This window comes from Neolewinella aurantiaca (assembly GCF_008014675.1).
Taxonomy (GTDB): domain Bacteria; phylum Bacteroidota; class Bacteroidia; order Chitinophagales; family Saprospiraceae; genus Neolewinella; species Neolewinella aurantiaca.
On the sequence record NZ_VOXD01000001.1, the window covers coordinates 257,332 to 274,433 of the forward strand.

General features: G+C 52.1%; 13 protein-coding genes. 8 read left to right on the forward strand and 5 right to left on the reverse strand.

All coding sequences use genetic code 11. The features are described from left to right. The first annotated feature begins 389 nt into the window (after positions 1-389). From FUA23_RS01000 to FUA23_RS01015, 4 genes are all read left to right on the forward strand, one after another. Positions 390-752: a CoA-binding protein gene (locus FUA23_RS01000; RefSeq protein ID WP_147928835.1), complete on the forward strand. Its 363-nt coding sequence runs from the start codon at positions 390-392 to the stop codon at positions 750-752. Positions 753-913: 161 nt separating this feature from the next. Then, a complete protein-coding gene (locus FUA23_RS01005; RefSeq protein ID WP_147928836.1) occupies positions 914-1,780 on the forward strand; it encodes a hypothetical protein in 867 nt (288 codons plus the stop codon). Between the two features lie 167 nt (positions 1,781-1,947). Beyond that, entirely contained in the window at positions 1,948-4,224 is a 2,277-nt protein-coding gene (gene glgX, locus FUA23_RS01010) for a glycogen debranching protein GlgX (protein ID WP_147928837.1), read from the forward strand. Between the two features lie 146 nt (positions 4,225-4,370). Continuing rightward, positions 4,371-4,862, forward strand: coding sequence for a phosphoribosyltransferase family protein (locus FUA23_RS01015; RefSeq protein ID WP_147928838.1), 492 nt, complete (start codon positions 4,371-4,373; stop codon positions 4,860-4,862). Positions 4,863-4,913: 51 nt separating this feature from the next. Here FUA23_RS01015 and FUA23_RS01020 read toward each other — a convergent pair whose 3' ends face one another. Both FUA23_RS01020 and FUA23_RS01025 read right to left on the reverse strand, forming a co-directional pair. After that, positions 4,914-5,684 (reverse strand): TIGR03915 family putative DNA repair protein, encoded by a 771-nt coding sequence (locus FUA23_RS01020; RefSeq protein WP_246143963.1) that lies wholly within the window; start codon positions 5,682-5,684, stop codon positions 4,914-4,916. 35 nt (positions 5,685-5,719) lie between these two features. Then, positions 5,720-6,319, reverse strand: a complete 600-nt coding sequence (locus tag FUA23_RS01025; RefSeq protein ID WP_147928839.1) for a bifunctional nuclease family protein — start codon at positions 6,317-6,319, stop codon at positions 5,720-5,722. Positions 6,320-6,657: 338 nt separating this feature from the next. On the opposite strand from FUA23_RS01025, the gene FUA23_RS01030 reads away from it, so the two are divergent. Next, positions 6,658-7,923 carry a putative DNA modification/repair radical SAM protein gene (locus tag FUA23_RS01030; protein WP_147928840.1) on the forward strand — a complete coding sequence of 422 codons (1,266 nt, stop codon included), beginning with the start codon at positions 6,658-6,660 and terminating at the stop codon, positions 7,921-7,923. Positions 7,924-8,026: 103 nt separating this feature from the next. Further along, positions 8,027-9,424 (forward strand): RtcB family protein, encoded by a 1,398-nt coding sequence (locus tag FUA23_RS01035; protein WP_147928841.1) that lies wholly within the window; start codon positions 8,027-8,029, stop codon positions 9,422-9,424. 28 nt (positions 9,425-9,452) lie between these two features. On the opposite strand, the gene FUA23_RS01040 is transcribed toward FUA23_RS01035, so the two are convergent. Further along, positions 9,453-9,944 carry a VOC family protein gene (locus FUA23_RS01040; protein WP_147928842.1) on the reverse strand — a complete coding sequence of 164 codons (492 nt, stop codon included), beginning with the start codon at positions 9,942-9,944 and terminating at the stop codon, positions 9,453-9,455. 272 nt (positions 9,945-10,216) lie between these two features. Here FUA23_RS01040 and FUA23_RS01045 point away from each other — a divergent pair, with 272 nt between their 5' ends. Continuing rightward, on the forward strand, positions 10,217-11,920 hold the full coding sequence (locus tag FUA23_RS01045) for a hypothetical protein (protein WP_147928843.1): 1,704 nt from the start codon (positions 10,217-10,219) through the stop codon (positions 11,918-11,920). Between the two features lie 99 nt (positions 11,921-12,019). Here FUA23_RS01045 and FUA23_RS01050 read toward each other — a convergent pair whose 3' ends face one another. Both FUA23_RS01050 and FUA23_RS01055 read right to left on the reverse strand, forming a co-directional pair. Then, positions 12,020-13,030: a Kelch repeat-containing protein gene (locus FUA23_RS01050; protein ID WP_246143965.1), complete on the reverse strand. Its 1,011-nt coding sequence runs from the start codon at positions 13,028-13,030 to the stop codon at positions 12,020-12,022. Between the two features lie 166 nt (positions 13,031-13,196). Then, positions 13,197-16,175 carry an ELWxxDGT repeat protein gene (locus FUA23_RS01055; protein WP_147928844.1) on the reverse strand — a complete coding sequence of 993 codons (2,979 nt, stop codon included), beginning with the start codon at positions 16,173-16,175 and terminating at the stop codon, positions 13,197-13,199. A 231-nt stretch (positions 16,176-16,406) separates the two neighbouring features. On the opposite strand from FUA23_RS01055, the gene FUA23_RS01060 reads away from it, so the two are divergent. Then, entirely contained in the window at positions 16,407-17,066 is a 660-nt protein-coding gene (locus tag FUA23_RS01060) for a TIGR04282 family arsenosugar biosynthesis glycosyltransferase (RefSeq protein ID WP_147928845.1), read from the forward strand. Positions 17,067-17,102 lie beyond the last annotated feature (36 nt).

Here is a 17,102-nt window from a genome sequence, read left to right on the forward strand (position 1 = left end):
ATTACACCTTTGTACACATAAGTCTTCCGGAAATTCGACGAATTGACCGCTGCATTCCATAAAGGGCATTAGCGGACAGTTAAATGGAGTCATCGATTGCCTCGGTGTGGTAATTTGAGTTCGGTTTCAGAAACAGGGATTACCACAAAATCCTCCCGGAATTGGCTATCATGACTGAAGCCATACTACTGAGCATTTCGCTTCGCGGCTTCTTCGAGGTTTGGTTCCCTCTCCGCTGAGCCTTAGGCGAGCACGAAGTACTGCGAAGCAAACCTTGCCGGAGAGGGCGGAGGGTGAGGCGGAAAATCAAAAATGTCCAGTAGTATGGACTGAAGCACTGTGGTGTCAACTCAGAAGACAGGCAATACGTTTCAACCAAAAATCAAAATATGAAAACGCTCGTTCTGGGGGCTACCCCCAATCCCCAACGCTATGCTTTTGCTGCTGCTAACAAATTAGTAAAGCACGGTCACGAAATCGTCAACGTAGGCATCAAGCAGGGAGAAGTGGCTGGCGCCCCTATTCTCAACGGAACTCCCGCTATGGAAGAAGAGGTTGACACAGTTACCTTATACGTTGGACCTAAAAACCAGGAGCCCTATTACGATTGGCTTATAAACGAAGTGAAGCCCCGTCGGATCATCTTCAATCCAGGAACCGAAAACGCTGAACTGAGTATGTTGGCACATAAAGCCGGTATCGAAACTGAAACCGGGTGTACCTTGGTGATGCTTTCCAGCGGTCATTATTGATCGCTCCTGATCCGAAAGCCAGCATAAAGCCCCCGGCATCCGCTGATTAAACGATCCACCCTAAATACAGTACCATCCAGCATCCAGATACACCGAATAGCTCAGCTGAGGAGCAAACAAAACAATTTCCCGAAACCGGGCCGGGGGCAGAGTTCATTCGCTTGGCGGCCATCACAGCTTTCATTGGTGCCGGACTGCAGGCCCTGCTGGGAGACTTTCCGCTGAGGGCTCTCCTGTGGGACCAAAGCTGGTTTACCTGGTGGGCGCAGTTGCTGGGCTTCACCTGGTCAGAATGGGTTACCAGCCTGTCGGTCGATCAAACCATCGATTGGCTCGGCAAATTATTCGGTGGCCTATTGCTCGTTGGCGGTTTGATACTTGTTTTCAGAACTAAAAAGTACCGGCTGGCCATACGTATGCTGTTAATTGGAAGTGTTTTGGTTTTACTACTCCGGAATTTTCTCATTTGGAAAGAACACTTCTGGCAAATAGGCCAACTCCTGGAGATGTTCATTCTCACGGGAGCTCCTATCATTTATCTGACGCGAACAGCCTGGTCCGCAGGCAGTAAAGACTTGTTTCCGATCGTTCTCCGGTTACTCATCGCATGTACGTTTATCGGACACGGTCTTTACGCGGTAGGCTTTCATCCCGTGCCGGCCAATTTTGTGTTTATGACTCAATCTGGTCTCGGGGTAGGAGAGGACTTGGCCCGGCAGTTGCTGAAAGTGGTAGGAATTCTTGATTTCGTAGCGGCGGCCTTACTGGTACTGCCCTCACGAAGAGCCTGGCTTACGGCGCTGGTTTGGATCATCCCCTGGGCGGTTTTAACAACCTTTGCCCGCGTCTGGAGTTACGGCGGCTACGTAGGAGCCCACACCCTGATTTCTCAGTGGATTCCGGAAGTGGTGGTGCGCCTGCCACATATTTTGTTGCCGCTGGCGCTCTTCTTTTTGGCGCGAACGCAGGATGTAGACACTGTTGGAGGCAAGGATAAAGCCAACGCAATTAGTACTGCATGTGACTAAACGTCTTTTTGGGGGTCTTAAAATTAGTTTTCAGGCGATCATTTTACGGTAGGCGGTTTGCCTTCCAACGTTTACTGCACCTGCGCCCGCGCCTTATCGAAAGCCGGCAGAAAAGCAAATCTCTAACAGCCCGAACCTTAGTGTTTCAACTCCGTTTATAACATCCGATGACAGCATTAACCCGCATTTGCGACCAACAAGACAATCAGGCCTACGGCAAATTTGGTAACCTCGAAGTATGGCCAGGGAAGCCCTATCCCCTTGGTGCCTCCTGGAGCCCGGAAGGAGTCAACTTTGCCGTGTTCAGCGAACACGCCACCCGGATAGACCTTTGTCTGTTCACGGAGAGTGATCCTGATACCGAAGCGTACCGTATCAAGATGATGGAACAGACAGACCTGGTCTGGCACTGTTACATTCCTAACCTGAAACCAGGTTGGCGGTACGGTTTCAGGGCGCACGGAGAATGGAACCCAGAGCAGGGAATGGTCTTTAACCCCAACAAACTCCTGATCGATCCCTACACGAAAGCGATTGACGGAAACATAGACTGGAACCCCGCAGTTTTTGCGTATCCGATCGAGGAGCAGGACGAGAACCGTTATCTGATAAAGGATGAGTCCGATTCCGCGCCCTTTCTCACCAAAGGCGTCATCATCGATACGAGTTACGACTGGGAAGGTGTAACCCGCCCGGAGTTGCCGATGCACGAAACCATAATCTACGAAGCACACGTAAAGGGCCTGACGCAGCAGCACCCGGATATCCCGGAAAACCTTCGGGGAACCTACGCCGGACTGGCCCATCCCGTCATCATCGAGTACCTTAAAAACCTGGGCATCACGGCAATTGAACTGATGCCGGTGCACCATTTTGTACAAGACGATCGCTTAGTCAACATGGGCCTGCGCAATTACTGGGGGTACAACAGCCTGAGCTTCTTCGCTCCTCATGCCGATTACGCCGCCAGCGGCCACGCCGGTCAGCAGGTGAGGGAGTTTAAAGACATGGTCAAAAAGTTCCACAAGGCAGGGATTGAAGTTATCCTGGACGTCGTGTACAACCACACCGCCGAAGGCAACCACTACGGCCCGATGCTAAGCATGAAAGGCCTCGATAACTGGAGTTATTACCGGCTGAAATCTGACGATAAACAGTATTACATGGATTATACCGGAACCGGTAATACCGTGAATATGCTGCACCCCCGCACCCTCCAACTGGTTATGGATAGCCTGCGGTACTGGGTCGTCGATATGCAGGTGGATGGCTTTCGGTTCGACCTGGCCAGTGCTCTTGCCCGTGGCCTGTTTGAGGTCGGTAAACTGAGTACTTTCCTTGATACCATCCACCAGGATCCGATTATTAGTCAGGTAAAACTCATCGCTGAGCCCTGGGATGTAGGCCCCGGAGGTTATCAGGTCGGTAACTTCCCGGTACTCTGGAGTGAGTGGAACGGTAAATACAGAGACAACGTCCGCTCCTTCTGGAGGGGCGACGCCGTGGGCGTCGGCGAACTGGCTTACCGTTTATCCGGTTCTTCGGACCTCTACGAATTGAGTGGCCGTAAGCCCTCGGCGAGTGTTAACTTCGTTACGGCGCACGACGGTTTCACCCTGCGTGACCTCTGGAGCTATAATGAAAAGCACAATGAAGCCAACGGTGAAGGCAACCGGGATGGCGACAACAATAACCACAGTTGGAACTGTGGGGTGGAAGGCCCTACGGAAGACAAGGAAATCAATACCCTGCGTGCAAAAATGCAGCGCAATATGCTCTCTACGCTCTTCCTCAGTCAGGGAGTACCCATGCTCACCATGGGGGATGAATACGGACGAACCCAAAACGGTAACAACAACGCTTACTGTCAGGACAACGAAATCAGTTGGTTCAACTGGGAATGGACGGCAGAACAACGGACTTTACACAGTTTCACCAAAGCGCTCATACAGCTCCGTAAAGAAAACCCGATTTTCCACCGCCGCCGCTTCTTCAACGGGCGGAAAATGGAAGACAGCGCCCTGGGAGATATCCTTTGGGTCAACGCCAGCGGCCACGAAATGACCAACAGCGACTGGAGTGACCCCCTTACCCGCAGCCTGGGGATGATCCTGAACGGCGAAGCCATGGTCGAATTCGATGAACGGGGCCGGCAAATCAAAGATGATATTTTCCTGCTCGTGATGAATGCCTGGAAAGAAGGCGTCAATTTCACCCTCCCGGGCGTACGGGACTTCACTCATTGGGAACAGTTGATCGATACCAATACCGGAACAATTCCTGTAGGTTCTGAGCAACCTGCCGACACTGAAATCATTCTGGCTCCGCGCTCTCTTTCCCTTTTCCGCCTCAAGAACCAGAAGTCTAACCTGACGGACTTCGGTAAACGCAGGGTGAACATCGTGGATCAGGTACGCAGGCTATGGGAACTGATTCAGGAGTAGGCCGCAAAGTTATAATGCGGGAAAGGGAGGCTTAAATATGCCCTTACCCGCAAGCCGGGCTTGCGGAGGCAACGTACAGATTTACGACACTGAAGAAGCTCCGTGAATGTGCACAACTATACCGTTTGCCAATCTATATTTGCGCCATGATTCTCTTAAACCACCAACAGATAGCCAGTAAAGTAACCCGTCTGGCAATGGAAATCCTGGAACGGAATACTACAGAATCTGAGCTCTACATCATCGGGGTAAACAAAAGGGGGATGGAATTGGCCCGCCGTCTGCTGGCCGATCTGAAGACTATTTCCAGCGCGCCTTTCCACTTGCGGGAACTCACCATCGACCCTGCATCTCCGCTGGCTCCCGGCCCGGAACTTGAAGGTCAACTCGAAGAAATGACCGGCAAAGCCGTCCTTCTGGTGGATGATGTAGCCAATACCGGCCGTACGCTGTTTTACGCCCTGAAACCTCTGACCGAAATTCTCCCGGGTAAGATCGAAGTTGCCGTACTGGTTGATCGCCGCCACAAAACGTGGCCTGTTTATGTTACTTACCGTGGCATGGATCTTTCCACTACCATCGGAGATAATGTATTGGTTTCTTTCTCAGACGGGGGAGATGTTGCAGTGCTGGAGTAGGCCAGGATTTCGGCCAAAAATATGTGCCGATGCGTTCGTAACCTGTTGCGTTTATTTCTCGGTCAGGTATTTCCAGTAACGCTTTGGTACGTGCTGCAGGTGAAGCTTCATGTTTCGTCGTTCAGGAATGTCAACCGCTTTGAAGTAAACGTTCCAAAGGTCCTGATAGTCAGACTCCGTACTGGTAAGCATCTCTGAGGACAGCTGGCGCAGGTTTCCATCGTTACTCGTATCGAGCGTAATGAAGTCTGCCTTTTTCAGGTCGGAATTCCAGTGCAACCCGTAATGCCTTTTCGTATCGTAAATGAGCCACTCCATGGCTGGGTACCTTGCCGCAAAATGCTCTCCCAGAAGTGGCAGACAATTGAAGTCCGGGTTAATCAGCGCTACGAACATACCGTCGGGCGTTTCCTGAAAGCGGACAAAAGCGTGCATCCGGTGAACCTCGCGGCCCATTTGCTGGTGCAGCTGCAGTAGCTTACGGATTTTCGGGTCTCCTGCATCCTTCCGTACATCAGAGGTGCTTTCCATCTGCCGCTCGACGTAATGCAAAATCAGACGCTCAGTGCCGGGTTGTTCGGTAAGGAATACTTTTTTCAGCCACTTGGCAACGTCATTTCCCGCTCGTTTCTGCAGGCCTGCAATCACTCTTTTAGCGTGTGCTGGTTCGGTCTCTACGTGGGTTGCTTCACTGAAGAGTTGCTGCTGGAAAACATCTTCCGCTATTATATCTGCTGCTTTTGCTTTGAGCCGGTAGCGCTCAAAGATGACGGATAGCAACCCCTCGAAAGTAGCATCGTAAGTGAATAGGATGGCTGACAAAAGTTTGAATGGTGGTAATCCAGTCGGTTAGGAGATCAGGAAGCCTCTCTGCGCTGTAATTCATCCCGGATACGAGCGGCCTCTTCGTAGTTCTCATCCTGAAGCATTTGTTCGAGGTGAAGGTTGAGGTCCTTGATGTTCATCCGGCTGAGACTGGGCCCTTGATCGGAACTGTCGCTAACGGATTCCATAGCGTGCTCTTCCTGATGGTCGGCTTCGTCGTCGCCCTCGAGTACAATTCCGGCAGATTCCAGAATGTCGTTGTAGGTATAAATAGGGCATTCGAAACGGGTTGCCAGTGCGAGGGCGTCGCTTGTCCGGCTGTCAACCTCAATGATCTCCCCGTCACGATCCAACACCAGGCGAGCGAAGAAAATACCTTCGCGTAAATCCGTAATGATGATCTCACGCAGCTCGGTTCGTAGGGTTTCGAGCGTATTCTTGAACAGGTCGTGGGTCAGGGGGCGTGAAGCGACCAGCCCTTCCAGCGCAACAGCAATAGCCTGGGCCTCAGCGTTGCCAATGATGACGGGAAGCCGGCGCATACCTCTTACCTCACCGAGAATAAGGGCGTAGTTAGCTGTGTTCGTTACACTGCGATTAATGGCCATCACCCGGAGCTCGATCTTGTTCATAAACGAATTACATTCTTTCTTGCTACTAACGACCGCTGAAGTGAACAAGTTGACCTGCTCCCCCCTTTTGCGGCCCGCAAAGGTATGAAAAACCCAGCTTCAAATTTTAACCACGGATTATTTTAAGCAACCAAAAGGTACTGAACGGTATTCCGGAATGCTGGTTTTGCCTGCATAAAGCGATCTGAAACCAATCATTTCACCTTGTCGACTAACCCTTTATAGGCGCAAACGCAGGTGCAGGGGAACGGTAAAATGAAATGTTAAAACAATATATAGGGTGGTTTTAATTAAAGATGTGTTTAGTTTTAAAGTTTGAAAAGTTGTATATTTGTGCTATGAACCACAAAACCGGAGAAAAGCTAAAAATCCTCGCCGACGCGGCCAAATACGACGTCAGTTGCAGCAGCAGCGGCTCCAAACGGAAAAACACTCCGGACGGATTGGGTAACGCTACCGGTACGGGAATTTGTCATACTTATACCCAGGATGGACGCTGTGTCTCCCTGCTCAAGATTTTGCTCACCAATCACTGTATTTTTGACTGCGCTTACTGTGTCAGCCGCAAAAGCAACGACATCAAACGTGCTGCTTTTACGGTTGACGAAGTGGTAGACCTGACGATCAGTTTTTACAAGCGCAACTATATTGAGGGCCTTTTCCTCAGTTCCGGTATTTTTAAAAGTGCGGATTATACCATGGAACGCCTCGTCCGGATCGCCAAAAAACTGCGGACCGAGCACAAATTCAATGGCTACATCCACCTCAAGGCCATCCCCGGCGCGAGCGACGAACTGATTCACCAGGCCGGTCTCTACGCCGACCGGCTGAGCGTTAACCTGGAGATGCCCAGCGAAGCGAGCCTCAAAAAAGTAGCTCCGGAGAAAAGCTTCAAGGACGCCTTCCAGCCCATGAATTACCTCAAGGACAGCATCGATGACCACCGCAGCCAGAGCACCGCTCTGGTGAAAAGCCATCACCTGCCCAGCTATGTTCCCGCTGGCCAGTCAACCCAGATGGTCATCGGTGCCAGCCCCGAAACCGATCAGGATATTCTCTCTTTGGCCACATCGCTGTACGATGAACAGTCCCTCAAGCGCGTTTACTACAGCGGTTACGTTCCCATCAGCGACGACGCCCGCCTGCCGAGCCTCTCCGCACCACCGCTCCGACGTGAAAACCGCCTCTACCAGGCAGACTGGCTGATGCGGTTCTACGGCTTCGACGCGAAGGAAATCGTCGATGACGCGAACCCGATGCTCGACCCTGATGTAGACCCTAAGCTCGCCTACGCCCTCCGCAATCCGCATCTCTTTCCGGTAGACATCAATAAGGCACCCTTGGAAATGATCCTGCGGGTGCCGGGCATCGGCGTAAAGTCTGCCCGCAAAATCGTTAATACCAGGCGCTTCCGCGCCATCCGACGGGAGCATCTGAAACAAATCGGTATCGTCTGGAAACGGGCGCAGTACTTTATCATCACGTCCGACAACGATTTCAGGCAACTCGGTTTCGATCCTGCTATCATTCGTCGGCGCGTACTGCACGAACGCTCAGCCAACGGCCGCCACGTCGATACTGGTCAGCTGGCCCTGTTTGGCTAAGCGGAGCTGTGGACGCGCTGTAGCCCGGTGGTATGGATCAAGCTTGAAGCCCCGCTTTTTGCAGCGCAACTTTTGCAGCAGGGGAGAGCGTTCTTTGGCCGCTATGCCTAAACTTAGAGCAAAAGACCTGATTAAACGCGGTTGGCCCAAACGCCCCGCCGGACTCGCCGTTACCATCATGAACAAATCGTTCAAACGGGAGACCGATGCCTGGCGAGACGCCACTTTGGCTAATGTACTTGCTCATCCGGACAACTTCGTCGGCGACGATATCTGGGGGCACGTTGCTGCGGAACTCGGAGGCCGGAAACAGGATGGCATCGCTGCCATCATCCGTCCTGAACCGCGTAAATCTCCCTTGGCTTTCAATATTTTCAAAAGCAAGGCGGGCATCGCTCCCAATGCCGTACAACAACTCTACGATGCTATGCGGTTGCCAGTTGCTGCTGCCGGAGCACTAATGCCCGACGCGCACCACGGGTATGGCCTGCCGATTGGTGGAGTCCTCGCCACGGTAGGGGCGGTAATTCCCTATGGTGTCGGGGTTGATATCGGCTGTCGGATGTGCCTTTCCGTTTATGACCTGCCCGGCAACCTGGCCGATACCGATCAGTCGCGGCTGGCAACAATTCTTCGTAAGGAAACGGCTTTTGGTCTCAACGCCCACGCCCGGGTCAATGACCACGCTGTGTTGGCAGACGAGACCTTCAGGTATCTGCCCGCTGCAAAAAAGCTGCTGGGTAAAGCGGCTAAACAACTTGGCTCCAGCGGCGGAGGCAACCATTTTGTTGAGTTTGGCAACGTTGAACTACCGGCGGACAATGCTTTTGAGCGTCCGGCAGGGAGCTACCTCGCTGTTCTCTCTCATTCCGGCTCCCGCGGAATGGGAGCTGCCCTGGCGATGCACTACACCGATCTGGCCATGAAGGAATGTCGCCTGCCGAAGCAACTTAAAAGTCTCGCCTGGCTTGACCTTCGGAAGGATGCCGGAGCCGAATACTGGGCCGCAATGACGCTGGCCGGAGACTACGCCTCCGCCTGCCACGACGATATCCACGCCCGCATCGGGGCGTCCCTCGGCGAAAAATCCATCGTCCGCATCGAGAACCACCACAATTTCGCCTGGAAAGACAAGCTCCCCGACGGAACGGACGTGGTGGTTCACCGTAAGGGTGCTACCCCGGCGGCAAAAGGTGAGCTCGGCATCATCCCCGGCTCGATGGCTGACCCTGGATTCATCGTTCGGGGGCTGGGAAATCCTGCTTCGCTGAATTCAGCCAGCCACGGTGCTGGCCGCCAACTCTCCCGGTCTGAGGCTAAAAACAGCATATCGGGGTCGTCGCTCAAATCATTGCTGAAAGAACGGAAAGTACTCCTCATCGGCGGGGGATTGGACGAAGCGCCGGGCGCTTACAAAGACATCCGGGAAGTAATGGCTGGCCAAACAGATTTGGTGGAGGTGCTGGGGGAGTTCCACCCCAGGGTCGTGCGCATGGCTTAGCTATGTTTCCGCCTTCAGGCGAAAGATTTTATTCCGTTGCTCCGAACAGCTTCCGTGCGTCGTTAACCTCGATCCAGTAGCCATCCAGGTCCTTGAAATATACCTGCTCGGCTCCGTCGGGCCTCCCGTTGGACTGCATCGGCACACCCTGCCAGCTGAAAAATTGCAGGTTGATGGACCGCAGGTGTTCCACGAAGCGGTCAAACTCTTTAACCGAGATCGATAAGTGTACTCCTTTTTGCAGGCGAATTTCGCTGCGGTCGGATTCAATCACGTGCAAGCTCATCCCGTTGCCAAGGCTCAGCCAGCGGATATTGTCTTTTTCGGTTCCGTCGTATATCTCTTCCAGGGCCAGTACTTTCTGGTAGAAGGCAACGCTTTCGTCTACGTCATCAACGTTGATGGCGTAATGGTCGAAGCTTGCGCCAAAGCGACCGGTCTCGGTACCGAACACGGCGGCTTTCGGGGTACAGGACGACAGGCCTGCGGACAAAATAAGTAGGTAAAACAGTCTTTGCATGATCGATAGATTCTAAAGAGGAGACATACTTTGGTCCGGCGGGTTTACCCGGGCGGGGCATCTCCGGTCCGGAAATTCGCTCCAAGGTACATTCGACCTGTAGAAAATGCTAGCTTTGCCACCAACGAACCCCGCCACCAATCAAGCACTCTGCCAAATACGCCCTTCTGATCTGCTACTTCTTCATTGCGGTAGTACACTTCGCATATTATCCTAAATGGAACCAGGAAGGTGCCGAGGCAACCATCAGTTACGATGTAAGTGGCTACTACATGTATCTCCCTGCGGCTTTCATCTACAAAGATCTCAAAGAGGTTAAATTCCTCGATGATATAATTGCGGAATACCGCCCAACTGCCGATCCCTACCAGGTTTTTACCCATGAGTCGGGCAATAAGGTGATGAAGTACAGTATTGGTCAGGCGATCATGTACTCGCCCTTCTTCGCCGTGGCGCACGCGTGGGCGTCATCAAGCGATGCTTACCCCGCTGATGGTTTCAGTTTTCCGTACCAGTTCATGATTTCCCTGGGGAGTCTGGTGGTCAGTTTACTGGGTTTGTTCTGGTTGATGACCGTCTTGCGGCATTATTTCAGGGAAGAAATGGTAGGGCTTACGTTGCTACTCATTGTTTTCGGAACCAATTACCTCAACTACTCGGCCATCGACGGTGCGATGACGCACAACAATGTTTTTAGCCTTGGGGCCTTGCTCTTATTAACCTCACATCGCTTCTACGTCCGCGCCACCTTATCACGTGCGTTATTGATCGGGTTGTGCACCGGTCTGATGGCCCTGACCCGGCCCACCGAAATTATCGTAGCCATCATTCCACTGTTGTGGGGACTTGACCTGACGCAGAAAGGCGCGATCAGCAAACGAATAGAGTTCTTCGGCTCACACTGGGGGAAACTTCTTGCGGCTGCCGCCGTCACCCTGGCGATTGGTAGCATTCAGGTTATATACTGGAAATACGTGAGTGGTGATTGGCTCGTGTACAGTTATCAGGATCAGGGCTTCGATTGGTTTAGTCCACACCTCAACAAAGGGTTCTTCAGCTATAAAGCCGGCTGGCTGATTTATACCCCGATGATGATCTTCGGCCTGCTTGGGTTCATCCCTTTATATAGGCGCAAACCGGCTCTTTTCCCGGCACTCTTTATCCATGCGTTGTTCTTCATTTACGTGGCCTTCAGTTGGTCTGTGTGGTGGTACGGTGGTAGTTTGGGACAGCGGACGATGGTGCAGGAATATGCCGTTCTTTCTTTTCCTCTGGCTGCTTTCTTGAGTTGGGTTTTCCGGGCGCGGCCGCAGGTGCAAAAGCCGGTTAGGTGGCAATGGTGGAAGTATGCTGTAGCGGCAGTTATCGCTCTTTTTACCTGGCACAATCTCTACTACACGCACCAGGCACACCGCGGCGGATTGTACATTACCGAACAGATGAACAACGCTTACTTCTGGCGCACGCTCTACAAGTTCGAAAGAGACCCGGAGGATAAGCTCCGGCTCGATACCCGTGAATTCTTCACGGCAGTTCCCGCCAAAACGGAAACCCTGCTCAGCGATGATTTCGAAGACCGTTCTACCGCAGATTGTGGTTTGGACCCCATTAACGGCAACGGCTCCCTGTGCCTGATCGGGAAAAACGAAAATAGCCCGGAGTTCAGATTGGAAATCGACCTGCCGCCCCGTACCTGGCTGCGGGCCCGGGTACAGGCCAAAATCAATGCTCCCCGGGGCAATAAAGACAACCACACCCAGATGATCCTTACTTTCCGCCGCGATGGGGTAGAGGTGAAAAAGCGGATCATCCGTATGCACCGCCTCCTCAATCACGAATGGCGCCGTGAGGTTCAGATCGATTCGAAAGTGCCGGATGAAGGCGCAGACCAGCTAATCGTCCGCTTTTGGAACGGAGGAAGCACACAGCCAGCTCTGGTACTTGACGACTTGGTCATCGAGAGGATATACGAGTAAGCGCGCCGCAATTTGTCCTTTTGGGCTCTGTAATACACAGCATCATAAACGGAAACAAGCTCTGTTTTGCTTTATGGCCTGGAGGTGCAATATGTCATTTTATTCCAGTTCGTATACGATCATATCGTCAAGCTCGGGTTCTCCGCCATGATGGCCGCAGCCACTGGCCATAATGAGTTTGCCGTCGTGATGGATGATCCCCGTGCCGTGCCGTCCCCGGCTCAAAGAATCGAGCGTGTGCCATTTGCCGGTGGCGACCGATAAAGCTTCCACTTCACTGTGCGCCAGCAGCTGGTCTTTTGATTCTCCGCCCACGACAAGAATACTATCGTTTAGGACGATGGCGGCGTTGCCAGCCCGGTGGGTCGGCAAGGTGTCGGAGAGGGTAGACCATGCTCCTGTTTTGAAGTCGTACACATCAACTTCACCGATGGTGTTGGCAAACGGGTTAGTCGCAGCGGTGGTGGTTCGCCCGGCGAGGGCGTACAGCTTACTGCCGTGTACAACGGCTTGAAAGTGGTCACGGGCACGCGGTGCGTCGGGTAGTTTTCTCCACGCTCCGGTCTTCAGGTCGTACTCGTCGAACCAGGCAACGTGGCCGCCGCGGTGCCCATCGGTGATGCCGCAGACAAGGTAGAGCTTATTGTTGTGGATTACCGCTCCGGCACCGCCGCGACGGCGGTCTGCGGGGATTTCAGGGCCGGTACTCCATGAATCGGTGGCGGGGGAGTAGACGTGGATGTCCGGTAGCGGTGTTTCGCCGGGGTAGCCGCCCGTCATGGCCCCGAGGAGAAGAATTTCCTTATTCCATACCACCGGCTGAAAGTGATGGATCTCGACCGGAGGCTTAGCTCCCGAACTCCAGACCTGTGTCTTGTTGTCAAAAATATCTACCGGCTTTATGCCCCGGCCGCCGAGGAGGTAGTATTTATCGTCGATGCCGATGAAAGCGGCTTCGTGGCGGGCGGTGGGGGCCGAGGAGTCAGTGGCGATTATTTCGTGCCAGCCTGTTTGGGGTGTTGGGCCTTCGGGAGGGGTGATAGCCGGTGGTTCGGAGCTTCCACAGGCGACAAGGAAAAACATAAAGGGGAGGAAGAGAATGATTTTCATTTCGGGAAGGTAGCGTAAACTTTTTTTTGAACACTTCCGAAAGGCTTCTCGAAAAAGGAATAATTGGTTCAATGAATAAGTAAGCGTATATATCTGCAAAAAATAACGGGCGACGCTTTCGATGAAACGTCGCCCGTTAATGGCTGAAATTTACTATCTACCGTGACTATCGAATGTGCTGCACAGCATTGATACTGAAACGACCGGAAGCGTACCAGGATCGCAGCCAGTAGGTACCCGCAGGCAATTCGCTGAGGTCGAAACTACCAGACGAACCACGCGCGGCTACCTCACGCAATAATTGACCTTGTTGGCTGAAGAGTTGCAGCTGATCCAGTTGTTCCCCTTCTGGGGCAAGGATAGTCAGGGGAAACTCCCCTACAGGGTTTGGGAACACCTTGGCGGCTAATTGAGTGGGTTCGGCATCCGTCGGGACCAGCTCGTAAGCAATACGGTAAAGCTCATCGGTGGAGCCTACCGCTTCGCGGCCAATGAAATAGAAATCTTCACCAGCACTTACCATGTTAAACGGATGAGCGTCACCCGCCCCAGCGTGCAGGTCGACGATAAGTTCCGGAACATTATCACGTAGGTGCAGACGGTAGAGTTCGTACCCGGAAGGTCCGTTAGCTGAGAAAAACAGAGTACTGTCGATCAGGGAGAAATTACCAGGGTTGGAGGAACCGGCACCCGGATTAATTTCGGGGAGCATAAACGTTCCTTCCTCGGTACCGTCGGTAAACCATAGCTCATTACCATTCGTACCGTCGTTGGCAGCGAAGAAAAAACCGGTAGACGTGCTAAACAATTGTTGCGTTGATTGAGTACCGAATCCTCTGCCAGGGTTGATGTCTTTCAGTAGGCTAATACTTTCGGTTGCGGGGTCTGCAACCACCCATTCCCGGCCCAGATCCGGGCTATCTCCTACGAACAAAAGGCGACCGTTCAAGGGATAAAAAGACCGGTTAGCGTAAGCATTTACCACGGTGTCAAACAGCATAACCCGGGCAGGACTGGCATCGGAAGGGAAAAAGATCATCGTTGGTTCGAAGGTAAAACTGTTGACCGTTTCAACAAAAGTACCTGCGCTGGTGATAGACCTGATGACTGCACCAGTAGATACCGTGAAGTCATAACGGCCTCCACCACTATAGTTGAACACGGACACGTCTTTTTCTTCACCGTCGGCAATGGCAAGGGCAAAAAACTCAGTGTCCGAAAACTCAGTTCTGAGCTCATCTTCAAAACCAGGGGGCATAAAAGGGATTAGCCGCAGGGAGTCACCGTCAATACGGGCCAGTAACCTGCGGGAGGGTGAGCCGTTACCCGGAGAAAAAGTAGTCTGTCGGGTATTATCATTTAAAACCTCTCCTAAAGAGACAGAATACATATTGGGGTCAAAATCACCGGCATCAGCCAGAGGGAGTTCACTCAATACCCCGTTGCTGAGTTCCAGTACTCTTCCGTAACCTGTAGTGTCCCTGACGTAATAGAACGTTTCTCCATCGACTTTGCCGAAAAATCTGATAAAAAAGTTGTCGTTGTAATTGGGGGGATGTACTACTTCGCTGAATTCATCGGTTGCTCCTTTGTAGATTACCCGACTTCCGTTAAACAGGAATACTTCATTTTTTGTAGGGTCTACGCCGTAAATAAATGGGTTTCTGCGTTGCGACGGGTCGATGTAATTCCCAATCGTGATTAGGGTATCCGCATCAGCAGCAAGAAACTTTAAGCCGGTTTGTTCTCCGGTCTCAATCAGATAAGCACCTCTGGGAGTGACAGCCAGCGGGTTGACATTGGCCAAGGAAGAAATACCAGAACGGTATAAATTGACGCTGGGTTGAATGAGGCTACCATTTCTTTTGTCGTACCGGATCAGTATTCTATTGAAAAGGTTCGTAACGTAAACAAAACGATCGTCTGCGGAAAGGTAGTAGCTACCTAAGTCGTCGGCGAAAAAACTGCCGAGTTCCTCAGGAGCATCGGCTTCTGCTGTATAAGCATATATAAACAGGCTGTCTTCCCGGTTACGGGATAGATAATACATGGTATCCGCTACGATCGCGGCATTGGAATAGTCCTCATAAAGGCGCATGGCCGAATTCGCGGCGGCAAGTATAGGCGTCAGGGTGAGCCCATCCTGTCCACTAATGCGATAGAGGTCGTTGCCGTTGTCACCATCTGTCCTTCCGGCAAAGAGATACAGACTGTCGTTGAAAACCTGGAACTCTATCTGACGGTAATTATTTGGAAGCGCAAACATACTCGGTAAAACCGGAAGGGGAACTTCCTGAATATTCAGGTTCTCCTCATCCAACCTGTAAACCGTTGCGGGATCAATGCTAAAGCGAGAAACTCCGTATAAGTAGAAAGCTTCATTGTGATAGGCAATCGGGTTATAGACCGGGCGGGAAAGAGAGGGGATGATGAATTGACCAAATCCTTCTCCGACCAGCGATAATCCTGCTCCTTCTGGTTCGTAAACGTAGAATATTTGTGAACCGTTATCGGCGATGCCAATCAAAAGCTTGTCGGTACCCGGTACTATCCGGATAAAATCAGCGGTGGAGAACGAAAGCAGTGTACTTACCCGTTGCGTGCCAGCGGCAGTGCCGTCCGTCCGCCATAGTTCAGCAAGCAGGTCGCCGAATCCGGCTGGGTTTTGTCGAATCGGCAGCATCCCGGTGATAAAGTATAAGCTATCGCCAAAAACAACGGGCTGCGTGAAACTCAGGGATCCGGAACTAAGTAGCAGCTCGGGTTCGGAGCCATCCAGGCGATAAAGGTTGTTGCCGGACGCAAGATCTCTCTGGAGACCAAACAACATGCCGCCAGCTTCGAACACTGCGGGTTCGTCGATGAAAGAACCTCCCCCGAACCAATGCGTTTGATTAGGGTCCAGTAGCGGAGTAGGAGTGCCGGTTGTACCGTCAATTCTGGAGAGAAGCCCGGCTGCGTCGTCGCCGAAAATTTGACTCAGGTTGGCGTAGAGCTGACCATTTACGGAATGCACAGAGCTGATGATGTTTTCACCGGTACCTCCGTAGTTGAAATCGGAGATTTTAGTCACGGTCTCTTGTCCTGAGAGCATACCGGTGAGGGCCGTCACTACGGACAGCAAAAGAAGATAACGTAAATACATAGATGAGATTGTAGTTATAAGATTTAGGTGGTAACTATGGCAAACTAAAATATTAAGTCAGTTCACCTTGATAAGTGACAAAAATAGCAAAATTTGTCACAAATGAGTTAGACGCTTTTATTACTTTATAAATGATGGGTTACAAAACCCAATTGCTTCCTATCCGTCCCCTGCCGACAAAACCAAAGCCGCACCGCTTGCCGTAACTGTTTTTTTTAGCACCTTTGCCGCATGCCCCAGTTCCATACTGCCATTCTTCTTTTTTCCCGTTCGGCTTCAGCCGAGGCGGAGAACAAAAGTTTTGGTGGGGGCAAAGCAGATAAGCGCATTACCGAGGCTCTCATCTCACGCACCGAAGAAACAATTGCGCGAACTGGCCTGAGAGTTTATCGCTCCGACGAAGCATCCCAGCGGGGAGAAACCTTCGGCGAGCGCCTGGCGCTCGCCATGAAAGAAGTCTTTGAAAAAGGCGCTGAGCGCCTTTTAGTGGTAGGCAATGATTGCCCTCAAATCTCCACATCGCACCTGCGCTCCGCCGCCCTTAAGCTGGCCGCTGGCGAAAACGTAATCGGCCCCGACCGGCGTGGTGGCGTATGGCTCATTGGCCTGCAGCGTTCCGATTTCGACGCTGAGCTATTCGCCGGTATCGGCTGGCAAACCGAAAATTTGCTTAATGAGCTGGTGCAGATACTGCCTCGCCATTCCGAGGCAATTCGCCTGGGGGATCTGAACTGTTTTGAGGACCTTAGTCAGCATTGGTTCCTGTTGCGCAAGCAATTATCGGAATTGTTTGACCTGATGTTACTTGCCGATGCAGCATTTGGCGTTGTGCCTGAAACTGTTGAACCAGTTACTGTTATGCGGCGTCTGGGGCGTGCTCCTCCCATTTAATATGTAGTTCGTAGTTTATCCCAACCTAGTTCATCA